This is a genomic window from Metabacillus sp. GQ13, from assembly GCF_059758525.1.
In genome coordinates, this window is sequence record NZ_JCAXET010000004.1 from 249,969 (window position 1) to 269,056 (window position 19,088).

The 19,088-nt window shown below is 35.6% G+C and carries 17 protein-coding genes and 5 pseudogenes; 19 read left to right on the plus strand and 3 right to left on the minus strand.

Translation table 11 applies throughout. The features are described 5' to 3' along the window. Positions 1-221 precede the first annotated feature (221 nt). From AC6CHR_RS06600 to AC6CHR_RS06620, 5 genes are all read left to right on the plus strand, one after another. Positions 222-1,292 (plus strand): T7SS effector LXG polymorphic toxin, encoded by a 1,071-nt coding sequence (locus AC6CHR_RS06600; protein ID WP_498247761.1) that lies wholly within the window; start codon positions 222-224, stop codon positions 1,290-1,292. Between the two features lie 32 nt (positions 1,293-1,324). Continuing rightward, the gene (locus tag AC6CHR_RS06605; protein ID WP_498247763.1) at positions 1,325-1,468 is read left to right on the plus strand and encodes a hypothetical protein; all 144 of its coding nucleotides are present in this window, start codon (positions 1,325-1,327) and stop codon (positions 1,466-1,468) included. A gap of 65 nt (positions 1,469-1,533) precedes the next feature. Continuing rightward, positions 1,534-1,824: a hypothetical protein gene (locus AC6CHR_RS06610; protein WP_498247764.1), complete on the plus strand. Its 291-nt coding sequence runs from the start codon at positions 1,534-1,536 to the stop codon at positions 1,822-1,824. A 3-nt stretch (positions 1,825-1,827) separates the two neighbouring features. Further along, entirely contained in the window at positions 1,828-1,947 is a 120-nt protein-coding gene (locus tag AC6CHR_RS06615; RefSeq protein ID WP_498247765.1) for an HNH endonuclease, read from the plus strand. Between the two features lie 25 nt (positions 1,948-1,972). Continuing rightward, positions 1,973-2,443 (plus strand): SMI1/KNR4 family protein, encoded by a 471-nt coding sequence (locus AC6CHR_RS06620; protein ID WP_498247766.1) that lies wholly within the window; start codon positions 1,973-1,975, stop codon positions 2,441-2,443. A gap of 289 nt (positions 2,444-2,732) precedes the next feature. Here AC6CHR_RS06620 and AC6CHR_RS06625 read toward each other — a convergent pair. Then, positions 2,733-3,768, minus strand: a pseudogene (locus AC6CHR_RS06625) (IS3 family transposase). A 385-nt stretch (positions 3,769-4,153) separates the two neighbouring features. On the opposite strand from AC6CHR_RS06625, the gene AC6CHR_RS06630 reads away from it, so the two are divergent. Beyond that, positions 4,154-5,302, plus strand: a complete 1,149-nt coding sequence (locus tag AC6CHR_RS06630) for a suppressor of fused domain protein (protein ID WP_498247767.1) — start codon at positions 4,154-4,156, stop codon at positions 5,300-5,302. A gap of 672 nt (positions 5,303-5,974) precedes the next feature. Next, entirely contained in the window at positions 5,975-6,436 is a 462-nt protein-coding gene (locus AC6CHR_RS06635; protein WP_498247768.1) for a hypothetical protein, read from the plus strand. A 65-nt stretch (positions 6,437-6,501) separates the two neighbouring features. On the opposite strand, the pseudogene AC6CHR_RS06640 reads toward AC6CHR_RS06635, so the two are convergent. Then, positions 6,502-6,636, minus strand: a pseudogene (locus AC6CHR_RS06640) (DUF4158 domain-containing protein); the annotation flags it as partial. A gap of 156 nt (positions 6,637-6,792) precedes the next feature. On the opposite strand from AC6CHR_RS06640, the pseudogene AC6CHR_RS06645 reads away from it, so the two are divergent. From AC6CHR_RS06645 to AC6CHR_RS06685, 9 genes and pseudogenes are all read left to right on the plus strand, one after another. Further along, a pseudogene (locus tag AC6CHR_RS06645) lies at positions 6,793-7,358 on the plus strand (recombinase family protein). 63 nt (positions 7,359-7,421) lie between these two features. Further along, entirely contained in the window at positions 7,422-8,384 is a 963-nt protein-coding gene (locus tag AC6CHR_RS06650; RefSeq protein ID WP_498247769.1) for a helix-turn-helix transcriptional regulator, read from the plus strand. Positions 8,385-8,458: 74 nt separating this feature from the next. Then, positions 8,459-9,091 (plus strand): type 1 glutamine amidotransferase family protein, encoded by a 633-nt coding sequence (locus tag AC6CHR_RS06655; RefSeq protein WP_498247770.1) that lies wholly within the window; start codon positions 8,459-8,461, stop codon positions 9,089-9,091. Positions 9,092-9,325: 234 nt separating this feature from the next. After that, positions 9,326-9,766: an SMI1/KNR4 family protein gene (locus tag AC6CHR_RS06660; RefSeq protein ID WP_498247771.1), complete on the plus strand. Its 441-nt coding sequence runs from the start codon at positions 9,326-9,328 to the stop codon at positions 9,764-9,766. A gap of 415 nt (positions 9,767-10,181) precedes the next feature. Then, the gene (locus tag AC6CHR_RS06665) at positions 10,182-10,511 is read left to right on the plus strand and encodes a PadR family transcriptional regulator (protein ID WP_498247772.1); all 330 of its coding nucleotides are present in this window, start codon (positions 10,182-10,184) and stop codon (positions 10,509-10,511) included. Beyond that, complete coding sequence (locus tag AC6CHR_RS06670; RefSeq protein ID WP_498247773.1) at positions 10,511-11,185, plus strand: DUF1129 family protein; 675 nt, start codon at positions 10,511-10,513, stop codon at positions 11,183-11,185. Before AC6CHR_RS06665 ends, AC6CHR_RS06670 begins: the two co-directional genes overlap by 1 nt. A 23-nt stretch (positions 11,186-11,208) precedes the next feature. Next, positions 11,209-11,964, plus strand: a complete 756-nt coding sequence (locus tag AC6CHR_RS06675; RefSeq protein ID WP_498247774.1) for an HAAS domain-containing protein — start codon at positions 11,209-11,211, stop codon at positions 11,962-11,964. Positions 11,965-12,341: 377 nt separating this feature from the next. Then, positions 12,342-14,942, plus strand: a complete 2,601-nt coding sequence (ppsA, locus tag AC6CHR_RS06680) for a phosphoenolpyruvate synthase (RefSeq protein ID WP_498247775.1) — start codon at positions 12,342-12,344, stop codon at positions 14,940-14,942. A gap of 193 nt (positions 14,943-15,135) precedes the next feature. Then, positions 15,136-15,702, plus strand: coding sequence for a DUF4256 domain-containing protein (locus AC6CHR_RS06685; RefSeq protein ID WP_498247776.1), 567 nt, complete (start codon positions 15,136-15,138; stop codon positions 15,700-15,702). A gap of 403 nt (positions 15,703-16,105) precedes the next feature. Here the strand turns inward: AC6CHR_RS06685 and AC6CHR_RS06690 are convergent. Continuing rightward, positions 16,106-16,222, minus strand: a pseudogene (locus AC6CHR_RS06690) (DUF4158 domain-containing protein); the annotation flags it as partial. 76 nt (positions 16,223-16,298) lie between these two features. Here AC6CHR_RS06690 and AC6CHR_RS06695 point away from each other — a divergent pair. From AC6CHR_RS06695 to AC6CHR_RS06705, 3 genes and pseudogenes are all read left to right on the plus strand, one after another. Beyond that, positions 16,299-16,634 (plus strand): annotated as a pseudogene (locus tag AC6CHR_RS06695) (recombinase family protein); the annotation flags it as partial. Positions 16,635-16,852: 218 nt separating this feature from the next. Continuing rightward, positions 16,853-17,560 (plus strand): DNA alkylation repair protein, encoded by a 708-nt coding sequence (locus AC6CHR_RS06700; RefSeq protein ID WP_498247777.1) that lies wholly within the window; start codon positions 16,853-16,855, stop codon positions 17,558-17,560. 467 nt (positions 17,561-18,027) lie between these two features. Beyond that, positions 18,028-18,987, plus strand: a complete 960-nt coding sequence (locus AC6CHR_RS06705; RefSeq protein WP_498247778.1) for a LacI family DNA-binding transcriptional regulator — start codon at positions 18,028-18,030, stop codon at positions 18,985-18,987. Positions 18,988-19,088: the final 101 nt, after the last annotated feature.

Genomic DNA, 19,088 nt, shown 5'->3' on the forward strand with positions numbered 1-19,088 from the left:
TCTTGATTGGATTAATAGCTGAATCCCGATTATGTGGTTCAGACTAGAAAATCCTTTCAAGGTTTTTTTGTGACTCCCTAATACCGGGTGAAATTAATTACAAAGACAATAGGGGAAATCTGTTTAATACCTATAAGATCTTTTTCTAGTACAATAACTTTGGCTACGCCTTGTCGATCGCCACATCGCATTTTTTAACAGCATCTCAGGTAACTGAAAACATGGAGTTATCAGGAAATACAACGATCCAAGTCCCATTTCTCGACAACGAATTATCAAATCATGAAAAAAGAAATAAAGAAAGAGTGTCAGATCAACAAGATGAACTCAAACAGATCTTTAACAGAATTAATGACATTATATCCTTAAACCCAATCTCAAAAGAGAAGTTTGATGACTCAATCGAAAAAGCAGAAAAAGAACGCAAAGAAACAATAAAAGCAGTTGAACAACTAGACTATGATTTAAAAGTAGAGTACATATTATCAGAAGGTGAAGAAGAATATGCCTTCAAACTTTTTCAACAACTAATTGAAGCATCCCGGCAAGGCAACACGATCTCACCAGTCCATTTCAACACAGACGCTTACAAAAATAGTGAGATTTATAAATATAAACACCAATTGGAGCAGCAAACGAATGACTATCTCACCTACAAAAAGGGACAAGAAGAACTTAGAACATCTAATGAAGAAATACAAGCAAACAAAAAGACAGAAGCCGAACTTGAAGACCTAAATCCATTTGAAAAATCAATGAATAGTTTCAAAGAAATGGGCAATGATTTCTGGACAGGCCTAGATAATCGAAATGAAAACAAACTCAATTCGATGTACGACTTCGGAAATTATCTGACCTTAGGAGCCTTCGATGGAGCAAAAGCCTCCTACCAGGGCATGGAAAATCGAGTGAATGTCGCGATGAACTCCCCTTATGATTTTGTGAATTACCTAAGCATGGGCACATTGGACCTTGGAAACGGAGCCATAAACCCAGAAGAAAGTTTCTTAAAAGAGCACTGGTATAGCAGTCTCGGAATGGCAAGTATACTAACAGGCGGGGCGGGCACAGTGGTTGGTGGAATTACCAAGCCTAAGCCTAGTATGTCAAAACTTGATAATGGTGGTAAAGGATCTTTACAAGGTCTAGCCGATAATATAAAAATAAATGATGGTGAAAAAAATGAGGTTATTGAAGGTTTTAAAGTAGAAACGAGAGAATTTGTAAGTGACGTAGTAAGTGGTGGTACTATTTTTGCTAATGGGGTTAGAGACGGTGTTAATGACTACTAAATTCAAATTATTATGAAAAGCTAGGTCTTAGCATGAATGGTCCATCTAATCCTTGGAATGTATTTAATCCTAAGGTAATTCAGGATAAGATAGATGGTGTTTTGAGTAAGTTTTCTTTAAGAGGTAATGGTGGTAAGGCTACGGTTAAAGGTAAGGAGTTAGTGAAACTAATTTAAGAAATATTGATGATTTTATATATGGCAATAAGAAATTTGATGAAGTCATTGAAGACTATGCAAAGTTGTACCAAGAGAAAATTATCTCAAATACGACATGGTCATGGAATAAATCCTTTCCAGGTGCTGATAATTTAACTGCTCGTCAAAAAAGATTGATTAAAGAAAAAGCAATGGCTGATGGTTTGATTCCTGATGTGAAAGTTACTAAAGTAGAAGGAATGAGATATGGGTATGCTGATTTTAAAAGTGTTGGGCTTGTTGTTGATACTAAGCAATTACCAGAAAAGCTATGGTTATTACCAGACGAAGAACAATTTAAATGGCTTGATAAAGCAATAGGTGGACGACCATAAGGTATGACTTGGCATCACACAGAAATACCAGGTAAGATGGAATTAGTCCCTTTTGGAATACACAATATTACCATACACAATGGTGGAAGGTCACATGGAATGTGGGCTGATGCTCCAAGATAATTAAACTAAAGGAAGGGGTAATAATATGATAATAAAACAGGATACTATTGTAAAACCATTACCTTCAGAAGATTTGATTAAGAAACATGAAAAGTTTTGGAGACTAAAGTTACCTGAATCATACTTGAATTTCTTAAAAAAAAATAACGGAGCAGAGGTAGAAGATGCTACCTTTGAATGTAACAGTCGTATTTATGTGATTGAAAGGTTTTTATGTATGTTGGATGACATTGAAAATAATCCTAATGGTATCTATGATGTTGATGTTGTATTTTCACAAATAGGGGAAAGATTAACTAATAATGAAGATTTACTAGGTGCAGAAGTATTGCCAATATCGGCTGTTTTCGCAGGTGATTTTGTATGTTTGGATTTTAGAGTTAATAAAGAGAATCCTGCAGTGTGTGTCTGGTCACATGAAGAAGCAGGTGAGTTTGACCCTGTATTTTATAAAATTGCAGATAACTTTACTGAATTTTTAGAGATACTCAAATAAATTGTACAATGATTTTTAAAGCATTTGATTGTCTAAAGGCAACAGATGCTTTTTTTGTGAGTGATTATTGCTTTGGAGAACTTATAACATAATTGTAAGGAATTCATAACTCATGATGGTTGTACCATCAAGGCATTCTGCTTTAATACTTGGTTTGTGAAAATAATAAGATAAATAGGCGAGATGACATTTTACATGGCAGGGGTAGTTATTGTATGGAATAGCTAAAAAACTAACGAGAATGACAAGGCTCGTTGCGATAAACTGTCAACACTAAACTGGACAAAAATTATAAGGGCTGTTGCTTGAATTCCATAGGCGTTAATAGCCCAGTGTTCCGTGAATCCGAATGTTGTTGAACCAATGAACATAATCATCAAGTTCAAGAGCTAGTTGTTCAAGGGAAGAAAAATGAGCTCCGTTAGTGAATTCTGTTTTAAATACCTTAAATGTTTCTTCAGCCACGGCATTGCATAAGGACATCCTTTCATGCTCAAGGCTCGTTGGATTCTGAATGTTTCGAGTACCTCTGAAATTAGTTTATTATCAAACTCTTTACCACGGTCTGTATGAAACATTTTCACGTCATTCAGATTTGTTTGAATACTGGCGATTGCTTGATACACAAGCTCTGTTGTCTTATTTCTACCTGCACTATAACCAATGATTTCGCGATTAAAAAGATCGACAAACATGCATACATAATGCCACTTTTTTCCGACAAGTACGTATGTTAAATCGCTCACGATAACAGCGATTTGTTCGTCTTGCTTAAACTGACGTTGTAATTCGTTCTTCACAGGTGCTTCATTACATGTTGATTTGTGGGGTTTAAATTGTGCCACTGTGTAAGTTGAAACAATTCCCAATTCTTTCATTAATCGACCTATTCGGCGACGTGAAACTTGCTTTGGTTCCGGTAACTTCGCTAATTCTTTCTTAATTTTGCGTGTACCATAATTGTTACGACTTTCTTTAAATATTTGGCCAATTTCTTTTAAAAGCTCTTTATATTTTTGGAATATCAAGGACGTCACACATTGCTGATACTAAATATTTGTGAGCATTATTTCGAATCACATCTATTTTCGTCCCATGATCAGCGCTGCTTGCTTTAAAATATCATTCTCCATCAGTAAACGTGGGTTTTCTTTACGTAAACAAGCCAATTCATTTTCTTCTTATGTCCGATTGTCCTTCGCTGAGAACGAACATGTTTCCTGATGATTTTTAATCCAACGATCTAAAGCTGAAGGTGTAATATCATATTCTCTGGCAATGTCCGTACGAGATTTGCCATTTTCATAAAGCTTCACTAATTGCAGTTTAAACTCGGGTGTAAAAGTTCGACGTTGACGTGGATAGTAGCCACGCTCCTTATATTAATAGTCTGAGTTTACAGCCCCTTATCTTATCTTATCTGTCCAACTAAATGTAACCTATCCATTAAGAAAGGAAATGGGGAAGCTCAAAAGGAACTAGTAAAGGAAGGTCAAGAAGTATTAAGAGAATATGACATTGACCCTATTTGGGGACTCGATAACCTGGTTTGGGCACCAAATAGAGTTAAAGGTCAACATGGGATTGAAGCACTTAGAAATGTTGTTGATAACATTAAAAAAGTAAGGGATGCTGGTGGAGACAGAGACGATATGGTGGAAATGCTTAATAAACTTGATGATATTGCAAAAAGGAGGAAATAGTTAAGAGATGGATAATAAACATGTTGCAAAAGAAATTCGGTCTGCTATAAAAAAAGGTCATATTGAAAAAGTAGTTGAATTAATCGACTCTAATGCTGAACTTTTAAATATGATGACTCCTTTTGGTACGTGGCTTCATGTTGCTGCTTCTAGAGGAGAGTTGGATATTGTCAAAAAACTAATAGAACTTGGTTCAAATATTAATGTTCTAGGCGGAGTATACGGTGGTGGAGCATTGAACGAAGCTGCTTCTGCAGGACATATTGATATAGTAAGATATTTATTATCTTGTGGTGCTGATATGGACGTAAGCGAACCAGAGAGAAATCCTTTGTTTGGTACAATTAGTAATGAGCATGTTGATATAGCAAAACTATTAATTGAAAGTGGTATAGATACTGATGTTAAATATAGTGGTGAATCTCAAAAAGATATGGACGCATTAACTTTTGCTAGGGAACAAGGGCAAGAAGAAATCGTTAAGTTGTTAGAAAATCAAAAAGAGTTTTCTACTACTGCAACTGAAACAAACGATAATAATAAAGACCATCATACTGAGATTTTAGAGCATGTGGCTAAATACTTTGGCCCTATCAAAAACACTATAAGTGAAACTGTTCCTGGTAGTAAAGTGTCGGTCAATATTCATTTAATTCCTCCAACAATGAATAAAGATTTCGTAACTCTCGTAACTACAGGTATGAGTGATGAACCTATGGACTATTCAGATAAAGAAAGTGTTTTTAAATATGCAGAGTTGTTATTAAAATTACCTTCAAGTTGGATAGTTGAGAAAGATAAAATGAAAGATCAAAATAATTATTGGCCTTTTGGATGGTTAAGGAAAGTGGCTCATATTCCACATATTTATGATGGATGGCTTGAGGAAGGGGTTATTCTTCCAAATGGAGAACCCCCTCAGCCATTTGCATCAAATACAAAGTTATCATGCATAATGGTATGTCGTCCCAAAGAATATGGGTTAAATAACGTTTATACTAAACAGGGAAACATACAGATTTATAAACTCGTTCCAATTTATGAAGAAGAAAGAAATCTTGCATTGGAAAAAGGTCATGAGTATCTACTTAAAAAGATGAGTGAGAAAAAGATATCATACGTATTGGACATAAATCGAGTAAATGTTGGAATATAGTAACAGTTGAGAGTGCAAGAGGTAGGATTTTTTCTAGATAAATTACTAGACTAAGAAACTAGGGAAGTATGTAGTATTTTGAATTTTTGTTGGTTAGGTGACGAGTGCTTTTTTTAATGGTCATGGAGTAAATCCTTTCCAGGTGTAGATAATTTAACTGCACATCAAAAAAGAATGATTAAAGAAAAAGCAGTGGCAGATGGAACCATTATAGAGTTGTATAAAGGAATGTCATTATAAAAATAAGAACAATAACTATATCGGGATAATCTTTTAAATATACGAAGTATTGATGCAGGGTACACTAAAACCCAATAATGGACACTATAAAAAACCAAGTTAGTTTGTAAAAAGTGTATATTCAATATTGGATTACTTAAAGTGATTTCCACCACCTTGAATGGCTAGATGCCCTTCAAGGTTTTTTTGCTAGGAGTGGTCATCAATTAGACAGTGAATATACTTTATGGGTGTTGGTGTATCCGAATCATTAGTCGAAAGAAATTGAAGACTAATAACCTCTGAAAAATCAATGAATAGTTTCAAAGAAATGGGCAATGATTTCTTGACAGCCTAGATAATCGAAATGAAAACAAACTCAATTCAATGTACGACTTCGGAAATTATCTGACCTTAGGAGCCTTCGATGGAGCAAAAGCCTCCTACCAAGGCATGGAAAATCGAGTTAATGTCGCGATGAACTCTCCTTATGATTTTGTGAATTACCTAAGCAATGGCACATTAGATCTGGGAAACGGAGCAATAAACCCAGAGGAAAGTTTCTCAAAAGAGCACTGGTATAGCAGCCTCGGTATGGCAAGTATACTAACAGGCGGAGCGGGCACAGTGGTTGGTGGAGTTACCAAACCTAAGCCAAGTATGTCAAAACTTACTATTGATGGTAGAGGATCATTACAAGGTGTAGCTAACGATATAAAAATAAAAGATGGTAAAAAGAATGAGATTATTAAAGGATTCAAAGTAGAAACAAGAGAATTTGTAAGTGACGAAGTAAGCGGTGGTACTATTTTTGCTAATGGGGTTAGAGACGGCGTTAATAGACTACTAAATTCAGATTATTATGATAACCTAGGTTTTAGCATGAATGGTCCATCTAATATTTGTCTGTCATGAATTTCGAAAGCTTTATCCGTTAACTCATGAGTAAGATGTAATAAATAGACGGTTAATATCGAATATCGTTTATTTATAATTTCTAAATCTCGTTTGGAAAAAGTGTAGTAGGTTCCTAGCACCCACTCATCTTCAGGAATTTGCATAAGGGCCAGCCGCTGTTCTGGTGTAAGCAATTCTCTACCTCTCGCAAATTTCATACAGTATCATCTCATTTCTGTAATTATTCAGTTAATTAGTTCAATTATGTATCAATAGAGTGTACTCTACTGATACAAGTGTAGGAGACTGATAAAATCATAGTTAAGAGCGTCTAATAAGACTTGTCTCAAAAATGAGGTGATATTTTGCGATAAATCGGTTATATACGTGTCAGTTCAATTAGCCAGAATCCTTCAAGGCAATTTCAGCAACTGAACGAAATCGGAATGGATATTATTTTTGAAGAAAAAGTTTCCGGAGCAACAAAAGAACGTGAGCAACTTCAAAAAATGTTAGAGGATATACAAGAAGGTGACATCATTTATGTTACGGACTTAACTCGGATTACTCGTAGTACACAAGATTTATTTGAATTAATCGATAACATACGGAGTAAAAAGGCAAATTTAAAATCCTTAAAAGATACATGGCAAGATTTATCAGAAGATAATCCCTACAGCCAATTCTTAATTACGGTTATGGCGGGTGGAACCAATTAGAACGTGATCTTATCCGTATGCGGCAGCGTGAAGGAATTGATCTGGCTAAGAAAGAAGGAAAGTTTAAAGGTCGGTTAAAGAAGTACCATAAAAATCATACAGGAATGAATTATGCAGTAAAGCTTTATGAAGAGGGAGATATGACTGTAAATCAAATTTGTGAAATTACAAATGTGTCTAGGGCCTCATTATATAGAAAGCTATCGGAAAGGAACAGTTGATGAGTTATACCAAAAATCGGAAATATATAATAGAAAATAAATTTCATATAGAGGTGGAATTATATGCCTAAAATTGACAATATGTTAGCAATTCTATGGATGCTTCGTTCAGGTGAAAAAATTACTGCAAAACAAATTTCAGAAAGGTTAGAGATGAATATAAGGACTGTGTATCGTTATATTGATACAATTTCAACAAGTGGCGTACCTATAATTTCAGAACCAGGACATAACGGTGGATACACTTTAATGAACAATTTTATTGAGGCTCCTCTTTTTTTTGATTTTGAGGAGCAAACTTCACTATTTCACGCTGCTGTTTTTGCAGAAGAAGCCGGATATTATGGAGGTGAAGCACTAAATAGAGCCATTTCAAAACTAAGTAAATACTCAAATCAAGAGCAGGAAACAAAGATAAACCAACATTTAACTAGTCTTGAAGTAATAAGTCGATTAAGTTCACTCTCTATAGAACCTTTTTTGAAGGAGTTGGAGCAGGCCGTAGCTGACGGGTACTCAGTAAAAATTCTTTACCATAAAAGTGGCGAAAAGCAATTAAATTATAGATTGGTCGATCCGTACAGAATTATCTATTGGAATAATAAGTGGTATGTGATTGGATTTTGTCATCTTAGGAATGATATCCGTAGTTTTAGAGTAGATCGAATTGAAAGTCTAATGCTAACCGAAAATAAGTTTAACCGGCCAGAAAATTTTTCAGCACGTGACTTTTTTATAAAAAGTCTTCTTCCAACTATAGAAGATAAGGAAGGGATTATTTCTTTGGTTATTAATGGGGATAAAAGTGTATTGGCTGATATTTGCCAACATTGGTTTTTAGGACATTATTTACAAGAACGGACTTCAAATCAAGCAGTTTTTCTTCTTGAAAAAGATATGATACATACATATGTACCTTATTTGCTTTTACCCTACAATAAATCTATTAAAGTTATTGAGCCAATAAGTCTTAAGAAAAGACTCATTGAAGTTCTGTCAGAATTAATAAAATTTCATCAAGTATGATAACTTCCCTGACGTTATCTGTCAGGGAAGTTATATTATAATAGCTATATCAATTGTGATTGGAGTGTTATTGGATGCAAACAAAAAAAGTTTTTCTATATGTATTTAATACAATGTCGGACTGGGAATATGGATATTTAATTGCTGAACTAAACTCAGGAAGATATTTCAAAAAAGATTTAGCACCTTTAAAAGTCATTACAGTAGGAGCTAATAAAGAAATGATTACTACTATGGGAGGACTGAGCATAAAACCAGATATTTCCCTTGATGAATGTACTCTTGTGAGTAAAGATCTTTTAATTTTACCAGGAGGGACTACTTGGAGTGAAGAAATTCATCAACCTATCTTGGAAAGAATTGGTCAAGCATTAAAGCTGGGCACTTTTGTTGCTGCAATTTGTGGTGCAACTGAGGGACTCGCGAATATGGGATACTTAGATACTAGAAAACATACAAGTAATAACTTAGAATATACTAAAATGGTATGTCCTAACTATAAAGGAGAAAAGTTCTATGAGTTGGGATCTGCGGTATCTGATGCGAATTTAGTTACTGCATCAGGAATAGCTCCTCTGGAATTTGCAATGGAGGTACTGAAAAAAATAGATGTATTTACACCAGATACATTACATTCATGGTATAACCTAAATAAGACTCATAAACCTGAATACTTCTTCCAGTTAATGAATTCAATAAATAAATGAAGTAACTGAAAAGCTCTATTTCTCTATTTTGATTTGTAGAGAAGTTGGGCTTTTTAATTTGGAATTTCCTTATCGTTGTAAATCCGCATTTTCCTGACGCTACCCCTGTAAGGAACAAGGCTTGAATTTGATACATATTTTCAGAGAAGAAGGAATTAGTGGAGCCAAATTAAATGAAGAAGTATTTGAAATAGACAGGGTGGGCTTACAGGAAATTAAAGGAGGTAAAAAATAATGAGCTATGAATTTATTAAGGCAAACCAAGAAAATTGTTTTAATCCAGTGGCTGAAAACGAAATAAAGGAGGTTGAGAAGGAACTCGATTTAAAATTTCCTGAGGTGTTAGTTAATTTTTATATAGAGATTGGCTACGGGTTTATTAAAGGTTCAGAGTTTAATATTAATCGTATCATGGACCCTTATTCAGTAAGAGATTTTCGGTTAAGAATGAATGATTTTGAGTTCTATCCCGACATAGAAATCTATGATGAATTTGAAAGTGACAAACTAATATTTTTTGAAGGTAGTGAATCAGCTTTAATGTCAATCGAATTGAATGAAAATAATAGCAGTCCGGTTTACTATTATGATATTCAAATTGCGACTTCTTTTGAAGAATTTTTAAGGGGAATAGAAGAAAATGATAAATATTATCTGGAGTTACTAGTTGATTAAAAAACATAATAAAACACCTAAAGTTATCAATGAAGTCATCAGTAAATATCAATTAAAGAACAGTGTCACCGAGTTATGCCTATTCTTTAACAAAGTCATTTCAAAAATGTTTACCTATCCGTCACTTTGGACAATAATTTGCACTAATTTTAAGTGCTATTTTTCACCACCAACTAATAGAACCCAGCTATCTTCATATGAGAAGTTTAGCTGGGTATAACAAGCTACTGGGTATTAACAGAAAAAAGCCTATTGACAAAAAATTGAAAAATATTTACACTAAAAACAACTACCATGTATAACAAGATAGAAGTTTTTTAAAGAGATATCTTGTTTTACCAAGTACCTAAGGAGAACCTTATTTTTTATTGTTCGCTATCTTGTATAACATGTTAGTGAAGAAAGGATAATGAAAATGTCAATAAGAAGCCAATTGTTAAAAGGAATATTAGACGGGTGTGTATTGGCTGTGATTGAAAAGGAGCCTGTCTATGGCTATGAACTTTCACAAAAGCTGATGAATATCGGGTTAGCCGATGTGAGTGAAGGAACCATTTACCCAATTTTATTACGGCTCCAAAAGAATGGACTTATTCGGGGAGAAATGCGACCTTCTGAATCAGGACCAAATCGGAAATATTATTTTTTGACAGAAGTAGGGCAGGAAACGTTAGAGGTCATTACCGAAGAATGGGAGCAAATCTCGCGGCCGGTAAACAAGTTAATGACAAGGGGGAGAGAATGATGAACGCCAGAAAATTAATTGAAGAAAACAATCAAAAAAGAGAATTATTAACTCAAGAAAATGAAGCATATTATAGTGATTTGCTCATTTACATTCGACTCAAATTTACCCTTTCAGAGCAGAAATCTGAAGAGGTATTGATGGAAATGCTCGATCATTTACTTGATGCACAACATGCTGGTAAAAACGCGAAAGACATATTTGGTGATGACCCAAGGAGCTTTGCAGATGAAATTATTGATCATCTCCCAAAGGAGGAAAAACGAGAGCTTATTCCATTTCTAGGAGGAATCATTGGGGATATTGTCAGCTGGGTATTAATCATTAGAGGTGTTCTCCTCCTTGTCATATCACAATTTACTGAAGTGAAAACAACGGTTTACCCGTTTTCCGTGTTATGGATTGCACTTGTCATTGCCGTCTTTGTCATTTTAACGATTGTATATATCCTAAAGCTTGTAGAACGCTCATTGTTCAAAGAAAAACGCAATACACGTAAAGATACAATCAAAGCAGGCCTTGTTGGTGCAATAGGAATGGCTGCTGTAATGGTTGTAGTTAAATTTCTACCTGAAATAGGACCGTCATATGACTTTTCTTGGTGGGCATCTTTACTTGTTGGGGGCGTACTTTTGTTAGCCATGTATGTGAGTAAAAAAATAAAAGGTGTGTAAGCCAAGGGATAGGAGGTAAGAATATGCTTTCAACGAAAAGTGAGGCATTTATAGATAATCTTAGAATGTACTTGATGATGTCAGGGAAAAATGAACGAGAAATTAAGGAATTGATAGAGGAATTAAAGGATCATCTCATGGAAGCGGAGAAAAGTGGGAGAAGCATAGATGATATGATTGATCGTACACCAGAACAATATATGGCATCACTAAAAAAGGAAATGAAGACGGATTATAAACATCTAATAAAACACCTTCCAATCTATATTCTGGGGGTCATTGCCTATTTCCTGATGGGACCTGCTATAAGAGGGGAGTTTGAATTAAACATCATACAGGTTGTTGGGTTACCTATTATAGCTGTGTTGGGGCTTGTCATTTACGTTTACTTTTTACAGCAAGCTGGTAGGAAGCAATATTCAAAGAAGAGGTTTTTTATTGGGGGAATGATCGCCAGTTCGTTAGTAACATTTACAGCAATTCTCATATTGCTGGTAAGTCATTTTGTGGTTGAACCGTTTTATATAGGTGATAGGAAAACAGATGTTTTTGTCATTGTGATTTGCAGTTGTATTTTTATTTCAACAGCGATTTGGAGTAAAGCGTGGGTTCCCATTTGGCTACCAGCTCTTCTTTTTATTCCAGATGTTTTTACGCGATTTACGAGCTGGAGTGATGAAACAATCCTTATGATTAGCGTGGCCTCTTTTCTATTAATGTTTGTGGTCATCCTTCTGAATCTATGGATAGTAGAAAAAAAGAAAAAAGCGGAGGTTTAAAAACATCAGTGGTTATTCGTACTATTTTGATTTCCTTTCCTACTCTTGCTGTATCAAAAATAGTACGAATTAACGGTTGGCATTGATTTTTTGAAACTTTATGTTTATTTCCCCTTTTATTCAATACTAAAAAGCTGTATAGACACTAATGACTATACATAGTTTTATCGACTACACCTATGCTATATAAAATGACAAAAGTTAAAGATATATGAGTTACTTTTGAGGGGATAAATCGGGTTATCAGGTTCCTGTATTCTCTTCCTAGTTTAATTATAGCATATAAAAAACGGTCAAAATAGACTATTTATTCTCATTTGCTACTGCTAAAATACAATAGAACTTTAATTAGAATTGTTGAGAGGGAGAGATATAATATGAGTTCTTTAGTTCTCGATTTTCAGGAAATGGAAAAAACACAGCTTTTGCTCGTTGGCGGAAAAGGGTTAAATTTAGGGGAATTATCAAAAATTCAAGGAATACAGGTACCAGAAGGATTTTGTGTTACAACAGTAGGATATCAAAAAGCCATCGAACAAAACGAAACGTTTCAAGCATTGTTGGATCAACTAACAAAGCTAAAAGTAGAGGATCGAGATCAAATTAGTGAAATCAGTAGGAAGATTCGACAACTCATTATCGAAGTAGCCATTCCTTCCGATGTTGCGGGTGCAGTTGATCATTATCTCTCCCAGTTTGGTGATGAACATGCATATGCAGTGCGCTCTAGTGCGACTGCTGAAGATTTACCACAAGCATCTTTTGCTGGTCAACAAGATACCTATTTAAATATTATTGGAAAAGAAGCAATCTTACAGCATATCAGCAAATGCTGGGCTTCCCTATTTACGGATCGTGCGATTATCTACCGAATGAAAAATAGATTTGACCACAGACAAGTTTATTTATCCGTTATCATACAAAGAATGGTTTTCCCACAGGCTTCAGGGGTTTTATTTACCGCTGATCCGGTTACGTCTAACCGAAAACTGCTATCAATCGATGCCAGTTTTGGACTTGGAGAAGCAGTGGTCTCTGGCTTGGTCTCTCCCGATTGTTATAAAGTACAGGAAGATAAAATCGTCGACAAGATGATAGCAACCAAAAAAATAGCGATCTATGGACTAAAAGAAGGCGGTACTGAGACAAAACAGATCGCTCCTGATCAGCAAAAGATTCAAACTCTAAATGAACAACAAATTTTACACCTATCACGCATCGGAAGGCAGATTGAAGCTAATTTTGGTTGCCCACAAGATATTGAATGGTGTTTGGTTGATGATACATTTTATATTGTCCAGAGTCGTCCAATCACTACTTTATACCCCATTCCTGAAGCGAATGATCAAGAAAATCACGTCTATGTATCCGTTGGTCATCAACAAATGATGACCGATTCCATGAAACCATTAGGATTGTCTTTTTTCCTGTTAACGACGCCTGCCCCAATGCGTAAAGCTGGTGGAAGGTTGTTTGTTGATATCACACATAATCTGGCTTCACCTGTTAGCAGAGACATGTTAATAAATACCCTGGGACAATCTGATCCGCTCATAAAAGACGCACTTATAACGATAATTGAGCGAGGAGACTTTATTAAATCGATACCAAACGATGAAAAAGCACCGAGTCCCAGTGGAAAAGATACAGATTTTCAAGCACAAATCGAAAACAATCCCACAATCGTTTCTGATTTGATTAAGAAAAGTCAAACTTCGATAGAAGAGTTAAAGCATAACATCCAAACGAAAACAGGATCTGATTTATTTGATTTTATTTTAGATGATATCCAGGTATTAAAGAAGATTTTATTTGACCCTCAAAGTTCGGTTGTGATTATGGCTGCTATGAATGCTTCATCATGGATCAATGATAAAATGAAGAAGTGGTTAGGTGAAACGAACGTGGCAGACACGCTTTCTCAATCTGTACCTAACAATATTACGTCGAAAATGGGTCTGGATCTAATGGACGTAGCAGACGTGATTCGTCCATATCCAGAAGTAATCAATTATTTACAACAAGTAAAAGATGATACCTTTTTGGATGAACTGGTTATGTATGATGGTGGACTGGAAGCTCAAGAAGCAATAAAAGATTACCTCAATAAATACGGAATGCGATGTGCGGGTGAAATCGATATAACAAGAACACGTTGGAGCGAAAAACCAACGACGCTTGTACCGATGATTCTCAGTAATATAAAAAACTTTGAGCCCAATGCCAGTAATCCAAAATTTGAGGAGGGGCTGCGTGTTGCTTTGAAAGAAGAACAAGAGTTACTAGGTCGATTGAAGCAATTACCGGATGGAGAACAAAAAGCCAAAGAAACAAAACAAATGATCGACCTAATCCGGAATTTCATCGGCTATCGTGAATATCCAAAATACGGCATGATTCATCGCTACTTCGTTTATAAGCAGGCTTTACTGAAAGAAGCCGAACGACTCGTCCAAGCTAACGTTCTTCATGAGAAAGATGATATTTACTATCTCACTTTTGAAGAACTTCACGAAGTCGTACGGACTAATAAATTGGATGACCAACTCATCAGCAAAAGAAAAGACGAATACAAATTATATGAAAAACTAACGCCCCCACGTGTGATTACATCTGATGGTGAAATCATCGCAGGTAAATACAAACGTGAAAATCTCCCAGCCGAAGCGATTGTAGGTCTACCTGTATCTTCCGGAGCTATAGAGGGGAGAGCACGTGTTATCTTAAACATGGAAGAGGCAAATCTAGAAGATGGAGATATCTTAGTCACAGCTTTTACTGACCCTAGCTGGACACCGTTGTTTGTATCCATAAAAGGCCTGGTCACCGAAGTTGGTGGACTTATGACCCATGGAGCTGTTATCGCACGTGAATATGGCTTACCAGCAGTTGTTGGAGTGGAAAATGCTACTAAAATCATAAAAGACGGACAACGAATTCGCGTGCATGGAACAGAAGGGTATATCGAATTATTGTAATGGCTGAATACCTTACAGAATGATAGATATTTTATTGAAATTCTAATCTTTGTTATAATCATTTTTATGTTTTAAGGTTTTTTGTTAGCGATGATGTAATGTAATTTAGCTATGTCATCGCTTTGTACTTATTGTGTGAAAGAGAAGGTTAGTCCTTAAACATTATGAGTTAAAACAATAGGGGGAAACGAATATGACAAAGAAAAATAAAGAGTTGTCACTAGAACAACGTGAAGAACTATTTAAAACTTTAAAAGCCCGTTTTGAGAAAAACATGAACCGCCATAAAGATATTGACTGGGCTAAAGTACAAGCTAAACTCGAAGCTAATCCTGAAAAACTGTGGTCGCTCAATGAAATGGAAGGAACTGGCGGTGAACCGGATGTTGTTGGCCATGATAAAAGTAAGGACGAACACATTTTTTATGATTGTTCAGCGGAAAGCCCTAAAGGTCGGAGAAGTGTTTGTTACGATCTTGAAGCGCTCGAATCAAGGAAAAAACACAAACCAGAAAATAACGTTATTGATATGGCAACTGCCATGGGCATTGAACTATTAACAGAAGAACAATACCGAGAGCTGCAGAAACTTGGAACTTTCGATCTAAAAACGTCGAGCTGGGTGCAAACCCCCTCTGATATTAGAGAACTCGGCGGTGCCCTTTTTTGCGATTTTCGCTTTGGGCACGTCTTCACGTATCACAACGGTGCGGACTCTTACTATGGTGCCAGAGGGTTCCGTGGTTCTCTAAGGGTTTAAATTTTCATAGACAGCTAAATTGAAATGGGGAACTGATCACCTGTGAGATGGAACCCATCTTGAAAGCCTATATTTATTAAAAAGCGGTGCCTGCCCCCGTGTAGTAAAGTATGACTATACTGGGTCAAAGGCACCTTTATTAGGTTCATCATGAGCTACCGTTAGATGATGGAGGAACGAATGATTATAAAAATTTAATGCTAATAATAAATGCCCCATTCCAAATTGGTTGTATCATATTAATCTCTTATAGGGGTCCTACCAAGCGAGATAGCTATAACAGGTGATTGAGATGTAAATGACTAATTTGTACCGTTCTAAATCCATTCCTCGTATGTATTCGAGTCGTTCTATTACTCTTAGAAATGTTTCGGGGTGAAGGTTGCCCCCGATGGTTCCTTTATGTGTATAGCCAACCGGGATACCGAAAAACAGCTAATTGAATAGCAAACCCTAAACAATTTTCCTCTCTCCTTCGCTTGTTAATGATTTCTAAGTCCCATTTGGAAAAAGTGTAGTAGACTGTACTGGTACATTCATAGTTAACAGTGTCTCATAAGACTTGTCTCAAAAACGAGGTGATATTTTTGTGAAAAATCGGTTATTTTCGTCAGTTCGCTAGCCAGAATCCTTCAAGGCAATTTCAGCCGCTGAACGAGATCGGAATGGATATTAGATATAAAGATAAAGTTTCAGGAGCAATAAGGAATCGTGAGAAACTTCAAAAAATGTTAGAGGATTTACAGAAAGATGACATCATGTATGTTACAGACTTAACTCGAATCACTCGTAGTACACAAGATCTATTTGAATTGATCGATAACATACGGCGCAAAAAGACAAGCATAAAATCATTAAAAGATACATGGCCCGATTTATCAGAAGATAATCCATATAGCCAATTCTTGATTACGGCAATGGCTGGCGTTAACTAATTAGAAAGAGATCTTATTGGTATGTGACAACGTGAAGGGATTAAGCTTTATTCTTGATGTCAGTAACACCAAGAATAAAGCTTTTTTATATTTGGATTTCCTAAACGTTGTAAATCCGCATTTTCTTGAAGCTCCCCCTTCTATAAGTTTAGTTATAAAATTGTTTCTGGTTTATAATGAAATGAGTATTACTAGTAGGAAGGAAGTGCAAAACAATGGATTTTGAAACAGTGATCCAGGAGCTTGAAGCTCTCGGTAAAGAACGAATGAAAAAAATATACATATCTAATGGTGCGCACGAACCGCTTTTTGGTGTGGCTACAGGCGCTATGAAACCAATTGCTAAGAAAATAAAAATAAATCAACCTTTAGCTGAAGAGCTTTATGCCACAGGTAACTATGATGCAATGTACTTTGCAGGTATTATTGCAGACCCAAAAGCAATGACTGAATCGGATTTTGATCGTTGGCTGGATGCGGCGTATTTTTATATGTTGTCCGATTATGTTGTGGCAGTAACTTTATCAGAGTCACCTATTGCACAAGACGTTGCTGACAAATGGATCGCAAGCGGGGAAGAGCTGAGAATGTCAGCGGGCTGGAGTTGCTACTGCTGGCTTTTAGGGAATCGTAAAGACGAAGAATTTTCAGAAAGCAAGATTTCAAATATGCTTGATCTTGTGAAAAATACGATTCACGATTCTCCAGAACGAACGAAATCAGCTATGAATAATTTTCTAAATACCGTGGGGATTTCATATTCTCCGCTTAATGAAAAGGCAATAGAGACAGCAAGGGCAGTAGGTATAGTAGAAGTCCAACGCGACAAGAAAAAAAGCAGTTTCCTCAATGCTTCCGAAAGTATCCAAAAAGAAATGGATAAGGGAAGGCTTGGTTTTAAACGTAAATATGTAAGATGTTAAAAAATAGCTCCATCAAGAGTGTTAATCCAACAAGGATTGACGCTCTTTTTTGTTTCTATTATCAAACGACCGGGCTGTATATACATTACGGTTATAAAACTTAAAATAAAGCGGTTAAAAAGTCATATCTATTATGCCATCGTTAACTAAGGACCATTTAATAACGGTCCTATTTCTCTCGTTTAATAAACGTAATTTTGGGATTGACCTGAAACGCGTTTCATAATTTACACTTAGAACAAATAACAGAAAGCGAGGAGAGTATTTTATGTTACCATTAATTATACTTTGCTTTTTTATTTACATTTCAACTTATTTTTGTTTGAAATCTTCTGGACAATCGTTAGAAGTAAGAACAATTCAATCCTTCGAAGATTATTTCATTGATTAAAATGGTAGAATAATTGGAAACAACTTTTGTATCACAGTAAATAAATTTGTACAAATGAATTCAACAAGGTGAGAGAATGACAAATATTAAAGATCTAGCAAAAATGGCTGGAGTTTCGGTCACCACTGTATCTCGTGTATTAAACAATCATCCGTATGTACGTGAAGAAAAAAGGAATTCCGTATTAGAGGCTATAAAAGTTAGTAATTATCACCAGAATATAAATGCCGTTCATTTAAGTAAGGGAAAAACTCAGATGATTGGGGTCGTTCTCCCTTTCTCGGATACTCCCTATTTTGCTTTATTATTAAAGGGCATTGCCAAACAAGCATTGGATAATAACTATAAGCTGGTTTTATTTCAAACCGATTACAAGGAAAGGATGGAATTGGAAGCATTACAAATGTTAAAACAGAAGCAGATTGATTCATTAATCATTTGCTCAAGGGCTTGCGACTGGTCAACCATTCAAGAGTATTTACCCTTTGGTCCCATAGTATTATGTGAAGATGTAAAGGGGAAACAGGTATCATCAACTTTCGTAAATCAATATATCATTTTCATTAAAGCATTAGAATATTTGTATCAAAAAGGTCACAAAAATATTGGTTATTGTATAGCCCGAAAATCAGGAACCAATAGTCAACATCGTGAACTTGCCTATCGAGACTTCCATAAAAAATACAGTCTATCCTATCAACCTGAATATATAATTGATCAGTGTCTCTATTTTGAAGATGGAGAAAAAGTCATAAAGCAACTTAATATGATGAAAAATCCTCCCTCAGCATTATTGGTTACAAGTGACCAAGTAGCAGCAGGAATTGTGACCTATTGCCAAAAGCAGGAGATATCAATACCTGACAAACTTGCTATTATTGGTTTTGATAATGAACCAATAGCTAAAATGATGGAGATTACAACTATTGATATTCCGCTTGTAGAAATGGGCAAAAACCTTTTCCTTCAAGCAATAAACGAGGAATTATCGAATGATGAAGTTTCTTTTCATTTTATTGAAAGAGGGTCGGTTTGAATTCCAGTTCCATTCACAACTTGAACGAGGAAGCTATGATTTGTGGTTAAGTCGAGATCAAACGTCTTTTTTAAACTGCTCCTTCTTCTTACAATAAAAAG